Here is an 18,318-nt window from a genome sequence, read left to right on the forward strand (position 1 = left end):
AGCGGCAAATCAGGGCGACTTCGGTCGCCCTTTTTAATGCCAGATGGCCAGCGCAATCAGGCTGATCACCACTAATCCGCACAGCGAACTGGCCAACATAAACAAGCCTCTCACCCGCTCACACCGGCGAATAAATTCGTCATCATGATGATCAAGATAGCGTCTTGCCCAGATATAGCGCACCAGCCTGACCTGCTTGCCGGGCTGGCCATGGGCGGTGAAAAACCCTGCGCCGTCAACGTACTGATACAGCAACGGATCGCAGCCACGCAAAACTACCAACAGCGCACGCAACGAAGAGAAATAGCGCGCCATATTCACAATACATACCACACAGAGAGCCCAAAAAAGCGCGATAGTGCTGATCATCTACTCCTCCTTACCGGCACTGCAGAATTAGCCAACAACCCCATTAAATGATTTGTAGTTTTATTTTTGAAATATCTGAACAGACGCAGCAATGTGACGAAGGCTGCTTTTTCAGTTTAGGAGCAATGTTCAATTTTTTACCAGCAAGGATTTTCGTTTTATACGAGTAAAAATCGTTCATCATTGATCTTATTCACAACCCAGACGGCTTCAGACGCATTTGTTAACACAGATGACTATACTTTCAGGTATAACAACATTATCGCCTGTGCTGTACGTTAACCATTTCGGTGGCGCGCATCGCCCGTTCGCGCAATGGATTTCGCAGCTATGACGCGTCTGGAAACCGCTGCCATTCTGAATCTCGTGGAAGGAGTTATATCATGGCTTACAAACATATCCTGATTGCAGTCGATCTTTCGCCAGAAAGCCAGTTGTTAGTCGATAAAGCTGTCTCGCTCGCGCGTCCTTATGACGCAAAAATTTCGTTGATTCATGTCGATGTAAATTACTCTGATCTCTACACCGGCCTGATTGATGTCAACCTGGGCGATATGCAAAAGCGGATTTCTGAAGAGACACATCAGGCGCTTAAAAGCCTGTCGGATGCCGCGGGCTATCCTATCACCGAAACCCTGAGCGGCAGTGGCGATCTCGGTCAGGTGCTGGTGGATGCGATTAAGAAATACGATGTGGACATGGTGGTGTGCGGTCATCATCAGGACTTCTGGAGCAAACTGATGTCGTCTGCCCGCCAGTTGATCAATACGGTGCATATCGACATGCTGATTGTGCCGCTGCGCGACGAAGAGGAAGAATAATTCGCCTGCGTTAAGCCGGTGCGGCTGACGTGCCCACCGGCTTCACAAACCCCGCTATTCAGCCAGTGGCGGATAGATATCGAAGCGGTGACTTTTGGTAAGCACCGCAGACTGCGTAACAACCCCTGCCAGCGGTGGCGCGTAATCCGGGCGTTTCACCACGATACGTTTCTTTGCCAGACGGCGAGCCGGTGCCAACAGAGCATCAGCGTCCTCATCCGCCCCAACCAGCGACTGAAAGACCCGCATCTCTTTTTTCACCATGGCGCTTTTTTGCCGATGGGGATACATCGGGTCGAGATAAACCACATCCGGCTGCGGGGTGATATCGGTTAAGGCCTGAACGCTGGAGGCATGAATCAGCGTCAGGCGCTCACGCAGCCAGTCGCCAATCTCTGCATCCTGATAACCGCGCGTCAGCCCATCATCCAGCAGTGCGGCGACCACCGGATGACGCTCCAGCATCCGTACCCGGCAACCGAGCGCGGCCAGCACAAAAGCATCCCGACCTAATCCGGCGGTGGCATCCACGACATCGGGCAGATAATCGCCTTTTATCCCGACCGCTTTGGCTACCGCTTCCCCACGACCGCCACCAAAACGGCGACGGTGCGCCATCGCGCCAGAGACAAAATCCACGAAGATACCGCCCAGCTTGGGCTCATCCCGTTTACGCAGTTCAAGATGTGTGGCGGTTTTGACCAGCGCCAGCGTCGCGTCTTCACAGTGTGTCAGTTGCCAGCGCCCGGCTAAAACAGTTAAGGCGCCGTCACCGGCGCCTGTCTCATCAAGTAAACAGATTTTCACGTACGGCTTATCCCTGAATACCGTAGTGTTCCAGCATGGCATCCAGCTGTGGTTCACGACCGCGGAAGCGTTTAAACAGTTCCATCGGCTCTTCTGAACCGCCGCGCGTCAGAATGTTGTCGAGGAAGGACTGCCCGGTTTCCCGGTTGAAAATCCCTTCTTCTTCAAAGCGCGAATAGGCATCCGCCGCCAGCACGTCGGCCCACAGGTAGCTGTAATAGCCTGCCGCATAACCTCCGGCAAAGATATGGCTGAAGGCATGAGGGAAGCGGCCCCATTCCGGGCTGGGCACGACGGCCACTTTGCTTTTCACCTCGCGCAGGGTTTCCAGAATCTGTGCACCTTTTTCCGGGTTGAACTCGGTATGCAGGCGGAAGTCGAACAGGCCGAACTCCAGCTGACGCAGAATAAACAGCGCCGCCTGGTAGTTTTTCGCCGCCAGCATTTTATCCAGCAGCGCTTTTGGCAGCGGCTCACCGGTTTCGTAGTGACCCGAAATAAACGCCAGCGCTTCTGGCTCCCAGCACCAGTTTTCCATGAACTGGCTTGGCAGCTCAACGGCATCCCAGGGCACACCGTTGATGCCGGAAACGCCTGCCGCTTCAATGCGCGTCAGCATATGGTGCAGGCCGTGACCGAACTCATGGAACAGCGTGATCACTTCGTCATGCGTAAACAGCGCAGGCTTACCACTTACCGGACGATTGAAGTTACAGGTGAGGTAAGCCACCGGTTTTTGCAGGCTGCCGTCCGCTTTACGCATTTGCCCAACGCAGTCGTCCATCCATGCACCGCCGCGTTTGTGCTCGCGAGCATAGAGGTCGAGGTAGAAACTGCCGCGCAGCTCGCCGCTTTCATCGAACAGATCAAAGAAGCGGACATCCGGATGGTAAACATCGACGTCAGTGCGCTCTTTGGCGGTAATACCGTAAATGCGCTTCACCACTTCAAACAGGCCGGACACTGCACGAGATTCGGGGAAGTAAGGGCGCAGCTGCTCATCGCTGATGGTATAAAGATGCTGCTTCTGCTTTTCGCCGTAGTAGCTGAGATCCCATGGGTTCATGGTTTCTACGCCAAACGCTTTTTGCGCAAAAGCGCGCAGCTGAGCCAGCTCTTTCTCGCCCTGTGGACGGGCGCGATCGGCCAGATCGTTCAGGAAATCGATCACCTGTGCCGGGCTCTGTGCCATCTTGGTGGCCAGGGATTTATCCGCAAAGGAGTCGAAGCCCAGCAGTTGCGCCAGCTCGTGCCGCAGCGCCAGCTCTTCCGCCATAATCGGACCGTTATCCCATTTACCCGCGTTAGGGCCTTGATCGGAGGCACGGGTCGAATAGGCGCGGTACATCTCTTCACGCAGAGCGGCATTATCGCAGTAGGTCATCACCGGCAGATAGCTCGGGATATCCAGCGTCAGCAACCAGCCTTCCTGTCCTTTGGCTTCCGCCTGGGCTTTGGCTGCGGCCAGGGCGCTTTCCGGCATGCCGGCCAGCTCGCTTTCGTCCGTAATCAGCTTGCTCCAGCCCATTGTGGCATCAAGCACGTTGTTACTGTAGGCCGAACCCAGCTCGGAAAGGCGGGCCGCAATTTCGCCGTAGCGTTTCTGCTTGTATTTTTCCAGACCAATACCGGAAAGCTCAAAATCACGCAGGGCGTTATCGACGGCTTTCTGCTTTGCCTGATCCAGCGAAGCATAGTGACTGCCTTCTTTCAGATTGCGGTAGGCCTGATAAAGACCTTCGTGCTGGCCAACCCAGGTGCTGTATTCAGAAAGCAGCGGCAACGTTTGTTCATAGGCTTCGCGCAGTTCCGGGCTGTTTTTGGCCGAGTTCAGATGGCTGACCGGCGAAAAAATCCGGCTCAGGCGATCGTCGGTCTCCGCCAGCGGCTGTACCAGATTGTCCCAGGTGTAAGGTGCGCCTTGCGCCACTACTTTTTCCACCATTGCACGGCATTCATTCAAAACGTCGGTCACGGCGGGCACCACATGTTCAGGCTTAATCGCTGAAAACGGGGGAAGTGTGAACGAGGTGAGTAACGGATTGGTCATAGCGCAGTCCTTTAACAATGTGTGGGGCGCGATGAGTCGCGCAACGCAATTCAATTAACATGCGGTCGGATACCGCGAAAATCAATGGCGCGACTTGTCGTGATGTAAACAATGGCGCGGATTATGATCCTACAGACGATGAGATCAAGCATAGCTGAGGACAACGCAGGCTATCACTTTCCTGTCGCGGCATGGTTAACAGATGTTAACAGCCTGTGTCAGCCTCCTGATTAGCGTGTAAAGCGGACTGAACAGCGCAGGCAGGATGCCCGGACCACGGCTGCGCGCGAAATGCCAGCAATTATTCCTGTCTGTCGTTATAATCGGGCCAACGTTATCATTTTTAGCTTCAACCGCGGACATCCCCTTTTTTATGCTGAGTTATCGCCACAGTTTTCACGCCGGCAACCATGCCGATGTGCTTAAGCACACCGTACAAAGCCTCATCATCACCGCCCTGAAAGAGAAAGAAAAACCCTTTCTCTATCTTGATACCCATGCCGGTGCAGGCCGTTATCAACTGAGCGGCGAGCATGCAGAGCGTACCGGCGAATATCTGGAAGGCATTGGCCGCGTCTGGCAGCAGCCGGATGCGCCCGCATTGCTGCAACCCTATTTTGATGCCATTCATGCCCTGAACCGGAGCGGTACGCTGCGTTACTATCCGGGCTCGCCGCTGATCGCCCGTCATTTGCTGCGTCCAGAGGATAAGCTTCAGCTTACCGAACTGCACTCCAGTGATTACCCCCTGCTGCGAACCGAATTCAGTAAGGACAGCCGCGCGCGCGTCGAAAAGGCCGATGGTTATCAGCAGTTAAAGTCAAAGCTGCCGCCGTTGTCACGTCGTGGTCTGGTACTGATCGATCCTCCGTACGAAATGAAGAGCGATTATCAGGCGGTCGTCAAAGGCATTCAGGAAGGCCACAAGCGCTTTGGCACGGGCGTTTTTGCCCTGTGGTATCCGGTGGTTATGCGTCAGCAAATCAAACATATGCTGCGCGATCTGCAGGCAACCAACATTCGTAATATCCTGCAAATTGAGCTGGCCGTGCGTCCTGACAGCGATCAGCGCGGTATGACGGCTTCCGGGATGATTGTGATCAATCCACCGTGGAAACTGGCCGATCAGATGAATACATTGCTGCCGTGGTTACACCAGAAACTGGTGCCAACCGGTACAGGCCATTTCAGCGTAAACCAGATCGTACCGGAATAACGCCCTTCTCAGATTAGCGCCACCGCGTCTGGTGCGGAGGCGTTATACCTCAGGTCATTTTTATGTGGATCATCCTGGCAGGTGCACTGGCTGCCCTGCAACCGGCGAAACGCCTCTCGCTGTTATTACTGGCACTGGCAACGGCGCTGGGGGTTTACCAGAACGTTCTCGACTGGCCTGTTACCCTCGTTTTTGCTGCTGTTGCCGCACTGGTCGCGTTTCGTATTTACGACCGTCGGAGCCAAGTGTGGCAGAGCATCAGCGAGGCGCTTCTGGTGTTGATTGCCCTCGCGCTAATGCTGCATCTTATTCCTGGCTTCAACAACCCGCGTCAGATTGATGCCGTTCGGGCTGGCGCGCACAGCCTGCCCTTCTCTTTTTCATTTAATTTCGATAAAGCCCTGATTCCTTTCTTGCTGCTGGCCTGTATGCCGACGCTGTTTAAAGCCGAGGCGCACCCACCGCGCACGCCTGTGTTATGGCTGCTGCCCGTAGCGGCGATTCCACTGCTGTTAGTCAGCGCGGTATGGCTGGGTGGCCTGGCGTTTGAGCGACACGTTCCTGACTGGCTGGGGGCCTTTGCCCTGGCAAACCTGTTTTTTGTCTCGCTGGCTGAAGAAGCGTTTTTCCGCGGCTACCTGCAACAGCGCCTGCGCCAGAAATGGGGTAGCACAGTTGCCCTGCTGGTCACCGCCTTGCTGTTTGGCCTGGCGCATGCGCCAGGCGGCGTGCTACTGATGGTCTTTGCCGGGATGGCCGGGCTGATTTATGGCCTGGTCTGGCACTGGAGCGGTCGCTTATGGCTGGCAACGGCGTGCCATTTTGCGCTCAATATGGTCCACCTGCTGTTTTTTACCTACCCGGCACTGGCGCACTGACCATCACAGCCTGAATACCGCCAGGTCCTGGGCCATCTCCGTTTCAGGGAAGATGGCCTGGCACTCGGCCAGTAAACGGGCCATATCTCTGGCAAGATAGCGCGAACTGAAATGGGTGGCGATCATCCGTTTTGCACCGGCCTGCTTTGCCACTTTTGCGGCCTGCACGGTGGTTGAGTGACCGCGTCCGTTGGCTTTTTCAGCCAGTGCATCCTCCAGCGTGGTTTCGTGTACCATCACATCCACATTCGCGGCCAGCTGTAACGCCACCTCGGTAGGTGCGGTATCGCCAAAAATCGCCAGCGTTTTGCCTTTGGTGGGCGGCCCTAAATACTCAGCACCATGAACCGTGCGACCATCCTCCAGCGTGATGCTGTCCCCCAGCTTTAGCTGTTGATACCACGGGCCACGCGGCACACCTTCTGCCTTCAGACGTGCGGCATCCAGAAAGCCGGGCTTGTCTCGCTGCTCGATACGATAGCCAAAGCAGGCAATGGTGTGATTCATCGGCCAGGCCGTAACACGAAACTCGCCATCATCCAGCACCTCGCCCGCCTCGATCTCAATCACCTCCAGCGGATAGTCGGTGTACGAGCTGGACAGAGACAGAGCGTTATCGACAAAGGCTTTCAGGCCTTTGGGGCCATAAACCGTCATCGGCGTGGTAAGTCCCGCCATTGAACGGCTGGTAAGCAGGCCGGGCAGACCAAAAATATGGTCACCGTGCAGATGCGTAATAAAGATTTTATCGAGCTTGCCGGGTTTAAGATCGGAGCGCATAAACTGAAGCTGTGTCCCTTCACCGCAGTCAAACAGCCAGGTGTCGCCACTGTCTGCACGGGTAAAGGCAATGGCAGTGACGTTACGCTGCAAGCTCGGCGCGCCACCGCCCGTGCCAAGAAAAGTCAGGTGCATGCTATGCTTCTCTGTAAGTAGTGGAAAACAATGGCCTGTTACAATCATAAGCGCAATTTTTGCGACACACTGCCCTGCGGCGTTACACTCTATGTCAATTTCCATGTAACCGGATGATACTTCAATGACCCGACATTATGACTATCTCGCCATCGGCGGCGGCAGCGGCGGTATTGCCTCGATTAACCGTGCAGCAAGCTATGGCCAGAAATGTGCCCTGATAGAAGCCAAAGCACTGGGCGGAACCTGCGTCAACGTCGGCTGTGTGCCGAAAAAAGTCATGTGGCATGCCGCGCAAATCGCCGAGGCGATTCATCTTTACGGCCCCGATTATGGTTTTGACACCACGGTAAACCGCTTCGACTGGGGCACGCTGGTCAAAAACCGTAGCGCCTATATCGACCGTATTCACCAATCATACGACAATGTGCTGGGGAAAAATAAGGTCGATGTCATCCACGGCTTTGCCCGTTTTATCGATGCGCATACCGTTGAAGTCAATGGCGAAACCATTACGGCCGACCATATTTTGATCGCCACCGGTGGACGTCCAGGCCATCCCTCTGTCCCCGGTGCGGAATACGGAATTGATTCAGACGGTTTCTTTGAACTGGACGCGCTGCCAAAACGCACCGCGGTGATTGGCGCCGGTTATATCGCCGTGGAACTGGCGGGCGTGGTGAACGCACTCGGCTCCGAAACCCATTTATTCGTTCGTAAACATGCCCCGCTGCGCAGCTTTGATCCGCTCATCACCGAGACGCTGGTTGAAGTCATGAACGCGGAAGGCCCGACGCTGCACACTCAGGCGACGCCAAAAGCGGTGGTAAAAAACGCCGACGGCAGTCTGACGTTACAGCTGGAAGATGGCAGCGACTACACCGTCGATTGCCTGGTTTGGGCCATTGGTCGTGTACCGGAAACCGACAGCCTGAATATCCAGGCGGCAGGCGTTGCGCTGGATGAGAAAGGCTATATCAAGGTCGATAAATTCCAGAACACCAATGTGTCAGGCGTTTATGCCGTAGGCGATAACACCGGTGCCGTTGAGCTGACCCCGGTGGCCGTGGCAGCAGGTCGTCGCCTGTCTGAGCGTTTATTTAATAACAAACCGGATGAGCATCTGGATTACAGTAACATTCCTACCGTGGTGTTCAGCCATCCGCCGATCGGCACCGTGGGCCTGACGGAACCGCAGGCGCGCGAACAGTACGGTGATGATCAGGTTAAAGTCTACAAGTCGTCCTTTACCGCGATGTACACCGCAGTCACCCAACATCGCCAGCCGTGCCGCATGAAATTAGTCTGCGTCGGCCCGGAGGAGAAGATTGTCGGTATTCATGGCATCGGTGGCGGAATGGACGAGATGCTGCAGGGCTTTGCGGTGGCGTTGAAAATGGGCGCAACCAAAAAAGACTTCGATAACACCGTGGCGATTCACCCGACCGCAGCGGAAGAGTTTGTGACGATGCGTTAACAGGGCAATCCTGATTCGTTCGCGACTTACCCTGACTCACTGACCCAAAACGGGCAGTGAGTCAGGGCCTTAATTAAAATAGGTTTCCCGCAACGGCGTTAACGCCGCGCCCAGCGCCGAACTGTCCCCTTCGATCTCGCTCAGCAGGATATCCGGATATTCCGCAGAAATGTCCCAGCGTGTACCCGAACTCACCCGTGGCATGGCTAAAAACATCTCGCCCAGCTTACGGGGGATCTCTCCGCCTAATATAATGGCACCGGGATCGATCACCGCGTTTAGCGCATCCATCGCCCGATGCAGATTCGGAGTCACCTCTTCCACCCACTGCTGAGCGATCGGCCATGCCGGATCGAATTGATGATTGAGATCGCGAATATCTTTAATTTCAATGCCGCCGCTGCGTAGTCGATCGATCAAGATCCCCAATGCAGGACGCAGCTTGCCCTCTTCCGGCGTAAAAATACGGCTGATCTCCCCCGCATTACCAAAAGCCCCCTGAAACGGTTTACCGTTGATCACGATGCCGCCGCCAAAACCGTAATTAAAGGAGAGGTAGCCGAACGTATCGTATTTCAGCCCGGCACCTAAAAAAGCCTCAGCGTGCGCCGCCGTGGTGGCGTTATTTTCAATCCATACCGGGCGGTCAAATAACCCCGTAATTTCACGACGCAGATCGATGCCCATCCAGCTTTTTAACGGTTCAGGCGGATTAAAATATTTACGCGAGTCATAAAGAAAGCCCGCCATGCTGTATCCCACACCGCACACTTTTTCTGGCGAAATACCCTGTTGCTTTAAGGTATCCAGATAGTGGTGTTTGATATCCAGTAAGGTACGGGCCGGATCGCGGGGATGCGTATCCAGCACGCTGTATTCAGTGATACCGCCACGAAAATTAATCAGGCTGGCGGCAACGCTGTCCGAATTAATTGAAATTCCATAACCGTAACGTGCGTCCGCATTAAGCGATAATGACGGGCTGGGCTTGCCTCTTCCCTGGGACGGCGATTCCCCCAGGCTGAGAAAACCATTTTCGGTCAGCGTATCAACAATGCGGTGCACAGAAGACTGATTCAGAATCGTTTGTGAAACCAGAGAGGAGCGAGAAATCCCATCATTACGGCGGACAAGTTCAAGAATAAGTTTTTCACTGCGATTAAGTTCTACTTCATGATGACCTGAATTTCCATGAACCACAGCATTGTCCTCACCGTATTTAATAATGGGTTCTGTTAACACCCTAGCATGCTTTTATGCATCACGAATAGTAAAGGGAATGGCCTTTACGTTTTAATAAAATGTGCTGAATAGCGGCTGATTCTGACTGACATGCCTCGATCATAAAATCGTCATAATAGTGAAACATAACAGAGAGACACTCTAATATCATGCAGTAAGCATTATATTAAAGGCGATGCCTTATGTGGCGTATTTATACTCATGCTACATAAACGGATGGGTCGCACATCCCCTTCTTCTTTCTCTTTGCATCGGGTAAACAATGGATACGCGCTTAAAAGTTGCTGAACGCATCGCACAAGAAGCTGCACTACTGGCCCTGGATTATTTCAGGCAGCTGAGTGAATTAGCAATCTGCGAAAAAAGGCCACAGGATGTCTTCAGTGAGGCAGACCGGGAAGTGGAAAATCGTATACGCCAGCGTCTGGAACAGCATTTCCCCCAGGATCGTGTTATCGGTGAAGAACAGGGAGGCGAACTCAGCGCCAGCTATTGGTCAGTCGATCCCATTGACGGTACGAGCAATTTTTTACGCGGCTCGTCATTGTGGGGCATTTCTATTGGTTATGTGCATAACGGCGAGCCGCTAATCGGCGTCATCATCCATCCAGCATTAAATATCATGGTGAGCGGCGGTAAAGAGGCGGGCGTTTATCTGAATGGCGAGCCTTTTGAACGGCCCGTGATCGCTGAGGCGCTTAAAACCGTCGCCATTGGCGACAGTCCTTCATGGGATTTTACCCACCAGCTCTGCATTGAGAAAGCCTACCGGGATGATGGCTGGAATGTGGTGCGCTATCGTTGCGCCACGGTCGGTTTAACCTTTAGCGTGCTCGGTTATGTGGACGGTTATCAGGAATGTTTTAGCAGCATGTGGGACGTTTCTGCGGGTTATGCGCTCTGTAAAGCGGCAGGCCTGGAAGCGCACCTTGCCGGTACACAGGAAAAAAGCATGACGCATGTCAGTGTCGGAACCGCAGAAATGAACCGCCTTTCTGCCCAGTTTATCCCCCATCCCCGCTTTACCCCCGCCTGAAAAACAGACTGCCCACGGCTTATCTCATCACTGCACGTTCAGGACAGCGTTTCGGCGCTGTCCTGCCCTCTTTTTTTAATTTTGCCGCTCAGCCACACCTCACTGCCTCTGCGCTCAATATTATCCACTACGCATTAAAATAGTTAGCACGTTAAATGTAAGAACTCAAAGCATTAACCTATCTTAATGTTAAATATGGGTTTTAAAAACTTAACGAATTCTTAACCTGCCTGAAATTGCTTAAATTAACATCCGACAATTATTATGCACATCGCATTAATTGCAAGGCACACATGCAGACTAAGACGGGGCAGCCATACGTGAACACACTCGAGATCCATAATGCCATGCTGACGTTCGACGATTTTGTCGCACTGAACGGCATTTCACTTCAGGCCAAAAAAGGGCAGTTTGTCTCCCTGCTTGGCCCATCTGGATGTGGCAAAACCACGCTGCTTAAAGTTATTGCCGGCTTTCACAGTCTTGATAGTGGCGAAGTGCTGATCCATCAACAGGACATGCATCATGTTAAGCCTGAACATCGCGACACGGCGATGTGCTTTCAGTCCTATGCGCTTTTCCCTCACCTTTCCGTTGCTGAAAATATCGGTTTTGGCCTGAAGCAGATGAAGATGGCAAAAACGGACATCCAGCAGCGCGTGGCGCAAACCGCCTCTCAGGTATCGCTCAATGCGCATTTGCCTAAGTTGCCTGCCCAGCTATCCGGCGGTCAGCAGCAGCGCGTTGCGCTGGCCAGAGCGCTGGCCGTGCGACCGGAAATCGTTCTGTTTGATGAGCCACTGTCGAACCTGGATGCCAAATTACGCGACAGCGTTCGGTTGGAGATCCGACAGCTACAGCGTTCACATGGCTTTACCGCTATCTATGTCACGCACGATCGTGCCGAAGCCCTGTCGATGTCTGACGTCGTGGTGGTCATGAATGCGGGAAAGATTGAGCAAACCGGCACCCCTGACGATATCTATTATTCGCCAGTAAACCGCTTTGTCGCGGGGTTTGTCGGTCAGGCTAACTTCATGAAAGCCCGCGTACTGGACGGGGACAGCCGCACGGGTATTTATCGTATTGCGTGTGTCATGGGCGAAATGGAAATACACAGTCACCAGCCGCCCGTCTCAGACTCTGTCTATACCTTCTGGCGTCCTGAGGATGCCCTGCTGAGCGAACACAGCACGGGGAAAAACACCCGCGCTTTCGAGATCGGTGCAGTGAGTTTTCTTGGCAATATCTCTGAACTTCAGGTCCATCCGATTGGGCATGAAGAAACGGAATATCAGTGGTGTATCCAGTTGGTCGGCAAAAACCACATACAGGAAGGTGACCGGGTTAACTTCTCCATTGCGCCTGACAGAATCCGTTTTTTACAGGAAAGCTGTTCATGAAAACGCGCAACCGGAACAGGCTGTGTTGGCTGTTGGTTCTGCCTGCCGTCGCGCCGGTGGTGCTCACGCTGGTGCTGATTGTCATCATGGCGTTGGCGCAGTCCGTTGGCCTGTTTAATTTTGGCGCTCCGGCCCACTTCACGCTTCAGTACTGGCAAACCATCCTGAACGACAGTCAGCTGTGGCGCGCGACAGGCTATTCACTCAAGATTGGCGTCATCAGTGCCGTTCTGTCCGTCGCGCTGGCGCTCCCGTTGGCGTTGTGGCTGAGAAAGCCCTTTCCCGGCTCAATGCTGATGGGCGGCTTGCTGAAAGCCCCGCTGATGGTGCACGGACTGGTCGCCGCGCTGCTGTTCATCAATCTGATCTCCTGGCAGGGCTTTATTAACCTGGGGTTGCTTAAACTGGGGATCATCTCTCACCCCATCAGGATGCAGAATGACCGCTGGGGAATTGGCGTGATTATTTTGCAGGTCTGGAAACAGCTTCCCTATGCCTTGCTGATTATTACTGGCAGCCTGCGCGCCATTGGCGATGAACTCTTTGATGCCGCGCGAGATTTGGGTGCCGGCAACGCTGCCCGGCTGTTACAGATCATTCTGCCTTTATCCATTAAATCCGTTCAGGTGTCGCTGGTGCTGATTTTCATCGGCGCATTAGGTGACTTTTCATTTCAGGTAGTTGCAGGGCCGACCAGCGTCTTTTCCCTGTCGCAATACATGCTGCGTTTCCCCGAAATCAGCGCCCAGGGCTGGAATCTTGCGGCGGTTGTCGCGGTTATTTTAATGCTGGCGGCTTTTGTCGGTGCGGTCGTGCTTGCCGGTCTGGCGAAATGGCTACAACAAGCCGGAGAAAACAAATAATGCAAGCCAGAGAGACCTTGTCCCCGCTGCGGGTCATCATGATGATCCTGATCACCGCCCTGTTTATGCTGTGGCTGGTTATTCCCTTTATGTTGACCGTACTGTGGTCACTCGTCGATAAAACCCATCCCTGGGCATGGCCAGATGCCCTGCCGCCCGTTCTCTCGCTGGGCCGTTGGGTCGAGGTATGGACCACGACCGCGCTACCTCAGGCACTCAGGAACAGCTATCTACTGGCGGCAACCGTGTCCATCTGCACCCTGGTGCTGGCCCTGCCTGCGGCGTGGGCGTTCGGCAGAATGTCATTCTCCGGCAAGCACCTGTTACAGAATGCGATTTTACTGCCGCTGATCGTACCAGGGTTTGTCGTCGCGCTGTTTTTTTCCATGCTGTTGAACGTCGCGGGCATCCACACCCGATTTGGCGGCATTTTGCTGGGACATACCATTATATTAATGCCCTACGCCGTGCGAATCCTGACCATCTCTTTCTCTCAAATACGCCAGGACACGCTTGATGCGGCACGCGATATGGGTGCCTCTGTATTTAATCGTTTTATTGTGGCTTGTTTACCCACCATCCGGCCGGGAATATTTGCCGCATTAATTATCGTCTTTACGTTATCAATAGAAGAATTCGCGATAAGTTTTATTGTCGGCTCACCCGATTTTATTACCGTGCCGACCATTCTGTATTCCTATCTGGGTTACAACTTTATCCGACCCAATGCTGCGGTTATTTCTTTAATGCTGGTTGTGCCAAATGTCATTTTAATGTTGATAGCAGAAAAATTACTGACTAAAAACCCTGTTGCCTCCTTTGCAGGAAAAGGCTGACAGCCATTATCACTCGTTATTGGGGACTATTATGTTCAGACTATTTGCCGCAATGTTATTGCTGGCCGGGGCTTTCTGTAGCCAGGCTCAGGATCTGACCACGATGAACTGGCAACAGATTGTCGAGCAGGCTAAGAAAGAAGGGACATTAACCTGGTATCACTGGTATTACCAGGATCGTTTAAAAGAACAGGTCAGCCTGTTTGAAAAACAGTATGGCATTAAGGTCACGCTCTCTGAAGGCCCACTGCAGGGCAATATTAATAAACTCATGGCTGACCGTGGACGTGAAGCGGGCGATATCGATCTGTTTTCCATTGGCGGTGGCGCCTTCGGTACGGTATCACCACAGCAGACATTTTTTGGTCCGATTAATACATTACTTCCTGAAGGTAAAACCCTAAATTATTCGATTGAGGGAACCGACAGCAAAGGCTATGGCGTGGCGTTTTGGGGCAACCAGACGGGCTTAGCTTATGACTCCCGTCGCATGAAAGAAAGCGAGCTGCCCAGAACCCTGCCGCAGATAACGGCCTTCCTGCAAAGTCATCCACAGGAATTTGGTTTTAACGTCGAAAACGGTGGGTCGGGTCCGGCGTTTATTGAGTCAGTCACTCGCACGCTGGTGCCGGGTTTTGATTTTACCAAAGGCGATGCCGATGTAAAAAGCCTGACGGCGCTCCAGCCCGCCTGGAACTGGTTCAAACAGCAGCGTCCCAATTACATCATTACCGCGTCTAACGCCGACAGCGTTACCCGACTGGTCAGCGGCGAGTTTCTGCTGGTGCCGGCCTGGGAAGATTATCTGGTGGGCTTAGAAAACCACGGTGAAGTCCCTAAAACCATCAAACTTTATATTCCTGACTTCGGCATGCCCGGCGGCGGAAATATGGTGGCCATTCCTAAAAACGCACAACACAAAGCCGCAGCCTTGCTGTTTATACACTGGCTGACGCTGCCCACCACCCAACGGCTGTTTCAGCAGGTTTATGGCATCACGCCGCAAAATAAAGAAGTGAATCGCGATGCCGGGCTAATCAACAGCAAAGAACGCATTCATGGTACCCAGTTCATGCCTAAGCCGCTGGGCGATGAAGTCAGAACAGAATTTTCTAATCAGGTCTTACTCAAGTAGATCGGCGATACACCCATAACAGAAGGTAAAGCGAAGAATGTCGAAGAAAAAACATCCTGTGCGCGTGGTGAACTCGCACCTGATTGCCCACCGTGGCGCGCCCCTGTTAGCGCCAGAAAACACGCTGCCTTCGTTTCAGGCGGCCGTTGAACACGGGGCAATGTGGATAGAGGTGGATGTCAAACTGACCAAAGATATGCACCCGGTCATTATTCATGATGATGCTGTCGACCGGACCACCAATGGTAAAGGTTATGTGGCGAACTTAACGCTGGATGAGATCCGCTCGCTGGATGCTGGCGTGCGTTACGGTCACATCTTTAAAGGCGTCAAAGTGCCCACGCTGGCTGAAACAGTGGGCTTTGTGCTGGATAAAGGCATCGGGTTGCAGCTGGAAATTAAGCCGACCTCAGGACAGGAAATTGAAACGGCGGAGATTGCGATTACCCAGTTGAAGTCGCTGTGGCCCGCAGGCGAGAAAAAGTTATTTATTAGCAGCTTCTCTGAACTCTCGTTACAGGTTGCTGCAAAGATTATGCCGGATGTCCCACGTGGACTGGCGGTGTGCGTGCCGCCGAAAGATCCTGCAGCGCTGCTCGCCAGAACAGATTGCCAGATCCTGCATTTCCTAGGCGACTTCGCCACGGACGATGACCTGCAGCGCCTGTCCCATTCAGGGATTGAGTTCGCGATTGCCACCATTAATGACCCGGCACTGGCCCGCAAATATATCGACGCGGGCGCGCAAACGGTGTTAAGCGATATACCCGACTTAGCATTTTAATAAAAAGTATTTTAATAAAAAACCATCAGGGCATTACCTGCCTGACGGGCTGGCACCAGGGAAAACCATTATAAAAAATGGCCATATTATTTATGGCCAGATAATTGATTTTATTGTTTCGCTATTCAACAAAACGAATGTGACGTTGAAATAAATGCCGCCCTGCGCGGTCACATCCTCACGCTTCAATGACTAGATAAGGGTAGATGATATGCACAACAAAATAAAAACAGTCGCGCCGTATGCAATATGTTTTCTGGTTTCATTTTCTGCATGCTCCGCCGAAATTTATAATAAAGACGGTAATAAACTCGACCTCTACGGTAAAGTCGATGCACGCCATGTGTTTTCCGATAATATCGCGGAAGATGGTGACAACTCTTATGCACGTCTGGGCTTTAAAGGTCAGACGCAAATTAACGATAAGCTTACCGGCTATGGTCAATGGGAATATAATTTCCAGTTGAATCACAGTGAAGGCGCCACCGACGCCCAAACAGGTAATGCCACGCGGTTGGGGTTTGCCGGTCTGAAGCTGGATGACTTCGGTTCATTCGATTATGGTCGCAGCTTTGGCGCGCTGTATATTGCCTCTGCCTACACAGACATGGCGCCAATCTACGGTTCTGGCACCATGACCACCAACGATAACTTTCTGTCAAAACGCTCGACCGGTCTTGCGACCTGGCACTCCCCGGACTGGGGCGGATTAAAGTTAACCCTGCAGTACCAAGGGAAAAATGATCGTTCAACCGCCAAACTGGCGAACGGGGATGGCTACGGTGCCGGTCTGACCTACAGCATCACCGATGGCCTGAGCATTGCCGCCGCGGGCATGAAAGCAAAACGTACCCTGACTCAGCAAGCTGACGGCCAGGGAGACGAGGCGACCGCCTGGGTAACGGCGGCGAAATATGATGCCAACCAAATCTATCTGGCCGCTATGTACGGTGAAGCCAACGATGTGACGCCTTATGGACAGCTGGCACAGGTCGCCGATAAAACCCATAACTTTGAGGCGATTGCGCAATACCAGTTCCTGAACGGCTTGCGTCCCTCTGTTGGGTTTGTGACACAGCGTGGCGAAAACCTGCAGGGCGCGGGGAATTTTGCCGGTGGCAGCCAGACTATGCAGAAATATATTGCGGTGGGCACCTACTACTATTTCAACAAGAACATGCTGACCTATGTGGATTACCGCATTAACTTGCTGAAAGAAAATGACTTTACCCGTGCAACCGGCATTACGACAAAAAACAGTATCGGCATGGGCCTGACTTATCAGTTTTAACAGGCGGCCCCAGCCTGAACACGTGCTTTAACCTGTATCGCTTCAATCCTGAGAATCGCTACTGTCGCGAGGCCGGCGAATGCCGGCTTTTTTTACGTCAGTCCGCAGAGAAAATGACTAAAGGGCGGAGGTGGCAGCGTGCCTGACGGGTGACGTGCCCTGACCCAGGTTTTCCAGCCATTTCACGTAAGCCTGATCCCACAGGGCGGCAGGCGTACCGGCTATACCCAGTCCAAAACCGTGTCCACCGCTGGAAAGCTGGATCAGCTGTACTGGCACACGATTGCGACGGCAGGTGTCACGCATTAACTGGGTATTAAAGGGTTTTGAGGTGTGATCGTCGCCGGCCTGGGCCAGAAATGTGGGCGGATACAGATTCGTCACGTAGTTTTGTACGGACCAACTGGCTTCTTCCTGCGGGCTGGCGTCGTTGCCCACCATCATCAGGTGAGTATTGGTATGTTGATACGGCGCTTCCAGCGTAATCACCGGATAGATCAGCCCTACGCTGTCGGCTTTTGGCACTTCCTGATCCAGCCTGTCAACGGGCGTGTATGACTGAAACTCCGGGCGCGCCGCCGCCATGCCCAGTAAATGTCCACCGGCTGAAAAGCCTAAGACATGCACTTTACGTTCAAACGATCGTATCAGGCGCAGGGCACGCTGTGCATCCTGCAAGGGCGCAAGATTACCCGCCTGCCATTTCTCGCGCGGCAAACGATAGCTCAGCACGTAGGCGGTATAACCATTGGCATTTAACCAGTGCGCGACGGGCCAGGCTTCGCGGCCCATGCCAATCCAGCGATAACCGCCACCGGCCGCGATTAATACCGCTTCGCCGTTGGGATTTTCTGGCCTGAAACGTTGAATCGCCGGGCTGACAATATTGGACCATGAACCCCATGCATCAACATGCAGGGTGCCAGACGGACCGCCGCCGCCGGGCGGTTCGTCCGGCCAGAGGGGAATAATATCATCGCGGGCAAACAGTTTGCTGGTAGCCAGTGAGAGCGCAAGCGCTCCTGTGCCGAAAATAAAGCGTCGACGCGTAATCATGATGCCTGTTAAATCAATGCCATAAAGGTTAGCCGACCTTTTCGGCCCGCTGCGTTGTTATTATGTATCGCACATTTGGTTAAGACGCTGGCGATTATGTACGCAATCGGTAGTGAAAATCCATTAAAAAACGCGCCAT

The 18,318-nt window shown here is 53.2% G+C and carries 17 protein-coding genes; 11 read left to right on the top strand and 6 right to left on the bottom strand.

Annotated elements, in window-relative coordinates; all coding sequences use genetic code 11:
- Window positions 1–33: 33 nt before the first annotated feature.
- A complete protein-coding gene (gene uspB, locus FBY13_RS16775; protein ID WP_063877596.1) occupies window positions 34–369 on the bottom strand; it encodes a universal stress protein UspB in 336 nt (111 codons plus the stop codon).
- 383 nt (window positions 370–752) lie between these two features.
- Between uspB and uspA the strand changes: the two genes are divergently transcribed.
- A complete protein-coding gene (gene uspA, locus FBY13_RS16780; RefSeq protein ID WP_063877597.1) occupies window positions 753–1,190 on the top strand; it encodes a universal stress protein UspA in 438 nt (145 codons plus the stop codon).
- 54 nt (window positions 1,191–1,244) lie between these two features.
- Here uspA and rsmJ read toward each other — a convergent pair whose 3' ends face one another.
- Together rsmJ and prlC are read right to left on the bottom strand one after the other, a co-directional pair.
- Window positions 1,245–1,997: a 16S rRNA (guanine(1516)-N(2))-methyltransferase RsmJ gene (gene rsmJ / locus FBY13_RS16785; RefSeq protein WP_279627547.1), complete on the bottom strand. Its 753-nt coding sequence runs from the start codon at window positions 1,995–1,997 to the stop codon at window positions 1,245–1,247.
- A 7-nt stretch (window positions 1,998–2,004) separates the two neighbouring features.
- On the bottom strand, window positions 2,005–4,047 hold the full coding sequence (gene prlC, locus FBY13_RS16790) for an oligopeptidase A (RefSeq protein ID WP_145394653.1): 2,043 nt from the start codon (window positions 4,045–4,047) through the stop codon (window positions 2,005–2,007).
- A 373-nt stretch (window positions 4,048–4,420) separates the two neighbouring features.
- Between prlC and FBY13_RS16795 the strand changes: the two genes are divergently transcribed.
- The gene (locus FBY13_RS16795; protein WP_063877600.1) at window positions 4,421–5,263 is read left to right on the top strand and encodes a 23S rRNA (adenine(2030)-N(6))-methyltransferase RlmJ; all 843 of its coding nucleotides are present in this window, start codon (window positions 4,421–4,423) and stop codon (window positions 5,261–5,263) included.
- A 62-nt stretch (window positions 5,264–5,325) separates the two neighbouring features.
- Window positions 5,326–6,141, top strand: a complete 816-nt coding sequence (locus tag FBY13_RS16800) for a CPBP family intramembrane glutamic endopeptidase (protein ID WP_145394654.1) — start codon at window positions 5,326–5,328, stop codon at window positions 6,139–6,141.
- A gap of 3 nt (window positions 6,142–6,144) precedes the next feature.
- On the opposite strand, the gene rnz is transcribed toward FBY13_RS16800, so the two are convergent.
- A complete protein-coding gene (gene rnz / locus FBY13_RS16805) occupies window positions 6,145–7,056 on the bottom strand; it encodes a ribonuclease Z (RefSeq protein WP_145394655.1) in 912 nt (303 codons plus the stop codon).
- A 124-nt stretch (window positions 7,057–7,180) separates the two neighbouring features.
- Here rnz and gorA point away from each other — a divergent pair, with 124 nt between their 5' ends.
- The gene (gene gorA, locus FBY13_RS16810; RefSeq protein WP_145394656.1) at window positions 7,181–8,533 is read left to right on the top strand and encodes a glutathione-disulfide reductase; all 1,353 of its coding nucleotides are present in this window, start codon (window positions 7,181–7,183) and stop codon (window positions 8,531–8,533) included.
- A gap of 69 nt (window positions 8,534–8,602) precedes the next feature.
- Here gorA and FBY13_RS16815 read toward each other — a convergent pair whose 3' ends face one another.
- Window positions 8,603–9,733 (bottom strand): ROK family transcriptional regulator, encoded by a 1,131-nt coding sequence (locus FBY13_RS16815; protein ID WP_063881053.1) that lies wholly within the window; start codon window positions 9,731–9,733, stop codon window positions 8,603–8,605.
- A 304-nt stretch (window positions 9,734–10,037) separates the two neighbouring features.
- On the opposite strand from FBY13_RS16815, the gene FBY13_RS16820 reads away from it, so the two are divergent.
- From FBY13_RS16820 to FBY13_RS16850, 7 genes are all read left to right on the top strand, one after another.
- Window positions 10,038–10,811 (top strand): inositol monophosphatase family protein, encoded by a 774-nt coding sequence (locus FBY13_RS16820; RefSeq protein WP_063877604.1) that lies wholly within the window; start codon window positions 10,038–10,040, stop codon window positions 10,809–10,811.
- A gap of 293 nt (window positions 10,812–11,104) precedes the next feature.
- A complete protein-coding gene (locus FBY13_RS16825; protein ID WP_145394657.1) occupies window positions 11,105–12,214 on the top strand; it encodes an ABC transporter ATP-binding protein in 1,110 nt (369 codons plus the stop codon).
- Window positions 12,211–13,077, top strand: a complete 867-nt coding sequence (locus FBY13_RS16830) for an ABC transporter permease (RefSeq protein WP_063877606.1) — start codon at window positions 12,211–12,213, stop codon at window positions 13,075–13,077. The genes FBY13_RS16825 and FBY13_RS16830 overlap by 4 nt, the downstream gene beginning before the upstream one ends.
- The gene (locus tag FBY13_RS16835; protein WP_145394658.1) at window positions 13,077–13,913 is read left to right on the top strand and encodes an ABC transporter permease; all 837 of its coding nucleotides are present in this window, start codon (window positions 13,077–13,079) and stop codon (window positions 13,911–13,913) included. The genes FBY13_RS16830 and FBY13_RS16835 overlap by 1 nt, the downstream gene beginning before the upstream one ends.
- A gap of 31 nt (window positions 13,914–13,944) precedes the next feature.
- A complete protein-coding gene (locus FBY13_RS16840; RefSeq protein ID WP_063877608.1) occupies window positions 13,945–15,048 on the top strand; it encodes an extracellular solute-binding protein in 1,104 nt (367 codons plus the stop codon).
- A gap of 37 nt (window positions 15,049–15,085) precedes the next feature.
- Entirely contained in the window at window positions 15,086–15,832 is a 747-nt protein-coding gene (locus FBY13_RS16845) for a glycerophosphodiester phosphodiesterase family protein (RefSeq protein WP_145394659.1), read from the top strand.
- A gap of 211 nt (window positions 15,833–16,043) precedes the next feature.
- Window positions 16,044–17,123: a porin gene (locus FBY13_RS16850; RefSeq protein WP_063877610.1), complete on the top strand. Its 1,080-nt coding sequence runs from the start codon at window positions 16,044–16,046 to the stop codon at window positions 17,121–17,123.
- 117 nt (window positions 17,124–17,240) lie between these two features.
- Here FBY13_RS16850 and FBY13_RS16855 read toward each other — a convergent pair whose 3' ends face one another.
- On the bottom strand, window positions 17,241–18,179 hold the full coding sequence (locus FBY13_RS16855; RefSeq protein ID WP_145394660.1) for an alpha/beta hydrolase: 939 nt from the start codon (window positions 18,177–18,179) through the stop codon (window positions 17,241–17,243).
- Window positions 18,180–18,318: the final 139 nt, after the last annotated feature.

Origin of the sequence: Pantoea sp. SJZ147 (assembly GCF_007828605.1) — a bacterium.
Taxonomy (GTDB): domain Bacteria; phylum Pseudomonadota; class Gammaproteobacteria; order Enterobacterales; family Enterobacteriaceae; genus Pantoea; species Pantoea allii.

What these genes read in the sequence shown, in the direction of transcription:
- uspB (WP_063877596.1), bottom strand. Translation starts at nt 369, where the DNA reads ATGATCAGCACTATCGCGCTTTTTTGGGCTCTCTGTGTGGTATGTATT.
- uspA (WP_063877597.1), top strand. Translation starts at nt 753, where the DNA reads ATGGCTTACAAACATATCCTGATTGCAGTCGATCTTTCGCCAGAAAGC.
- prlC (WP_145394653.1), bottom strand. Translation starts at nt 4,047, where the DNA reads ATGACCAATCCGTTACTCACCTCGTTCACACTTCCCCCGTTTTCAGCG.
- FBY13_RS16795 (WP_063877600.1), top strand. Translation starts at nt 4,421, where the DNA reads ATGCTGAGTTATCGCCACAGTTTTCACGCCGGCAACCATGCCGATGTG.
- FBY13_RS16800 (WP_145394654.1), top strand. Translation starts at nt 5,326, where the DNA reads ATGTGGATCATCCTGGCAGGTGCACTGGCTGCCCTGCAACCGGCGAAA.
- rnz (WP_145394655.1), bottom strand. Translation starts at nt 7,056, where the DNA reads ATGCACCTGACTTTTCTTGGCACGGGCGGTGGCGCGCCGAGCTTGCAG.
- gorA (WP_145394656.1), top strand. Translation starts at nt 7,181, where the DNA reads ATGACCCGACATTATGACTATCTCGCCATCGGCGGCGGCAGCGGCGGT.
- FBY13_RS16820 (WP_063877604.1), top strand. Translation starts at nt 10,038, where the DNA reads ATGGATACGCGCTTAAAAGTTGCTGAACGCATCGCACAAGAAGCTGCA.
- FBY13_RS16825 (WP_145394657.1), top strand. Translation starts at nt 11,105, where the DNA reads ATGCAGACTAAGACGGGGCAGCCATACGTGAACACACTCGAGATCCAT.
- FBY13_RS16830 (WP_063877606.1), top strand. Translation starts at nt 12,211, where the DNA reads ATGAAAACGCGCAACCGGAACAGGCTGTGTTGGCTGTTGGTTCTGCCT.
- FBY13_RS16835 (WP_145394658.1), top strand. Translation starts at nt 13,077, where the DNA reads ATGCAAGCCAGAGAGACCTTGTCCCCGCTGCGGGTCATCATGATGATC.
- FBY13_RS16840 (WP_063877608.1), top strand. Translation starts at nt 13,945, where the DNA reads ATGTTCAGACTATTTGCCGCAATGTTATTGCTGGCCGGGGCTTTCTGT.
- FBY13_RS16845 (WP_145394659.1), top strand. Translation starts at nt 15,086, where the DNA reads ATGTCGAAGAAAAAACATCCTGTGCGCGTGGTGAACTCGCACCTGATT.
- FBY13_RS16850 (WP_063877610.1), top strand. Translation starts at nt 16,044, where the DNA reads ATGCACAACAAAATAAAAACAGTCGCGCCGTATGCAATATGTTTTCTG.
- FBY13_RS16855 (WP_145394660.1), bottom strand. Translation starts at nt 18,179, where the DNA reads ATGATTACGCGTCGACGCTTTATTTTCGGCACAGGAGCGCTTGCGCTC.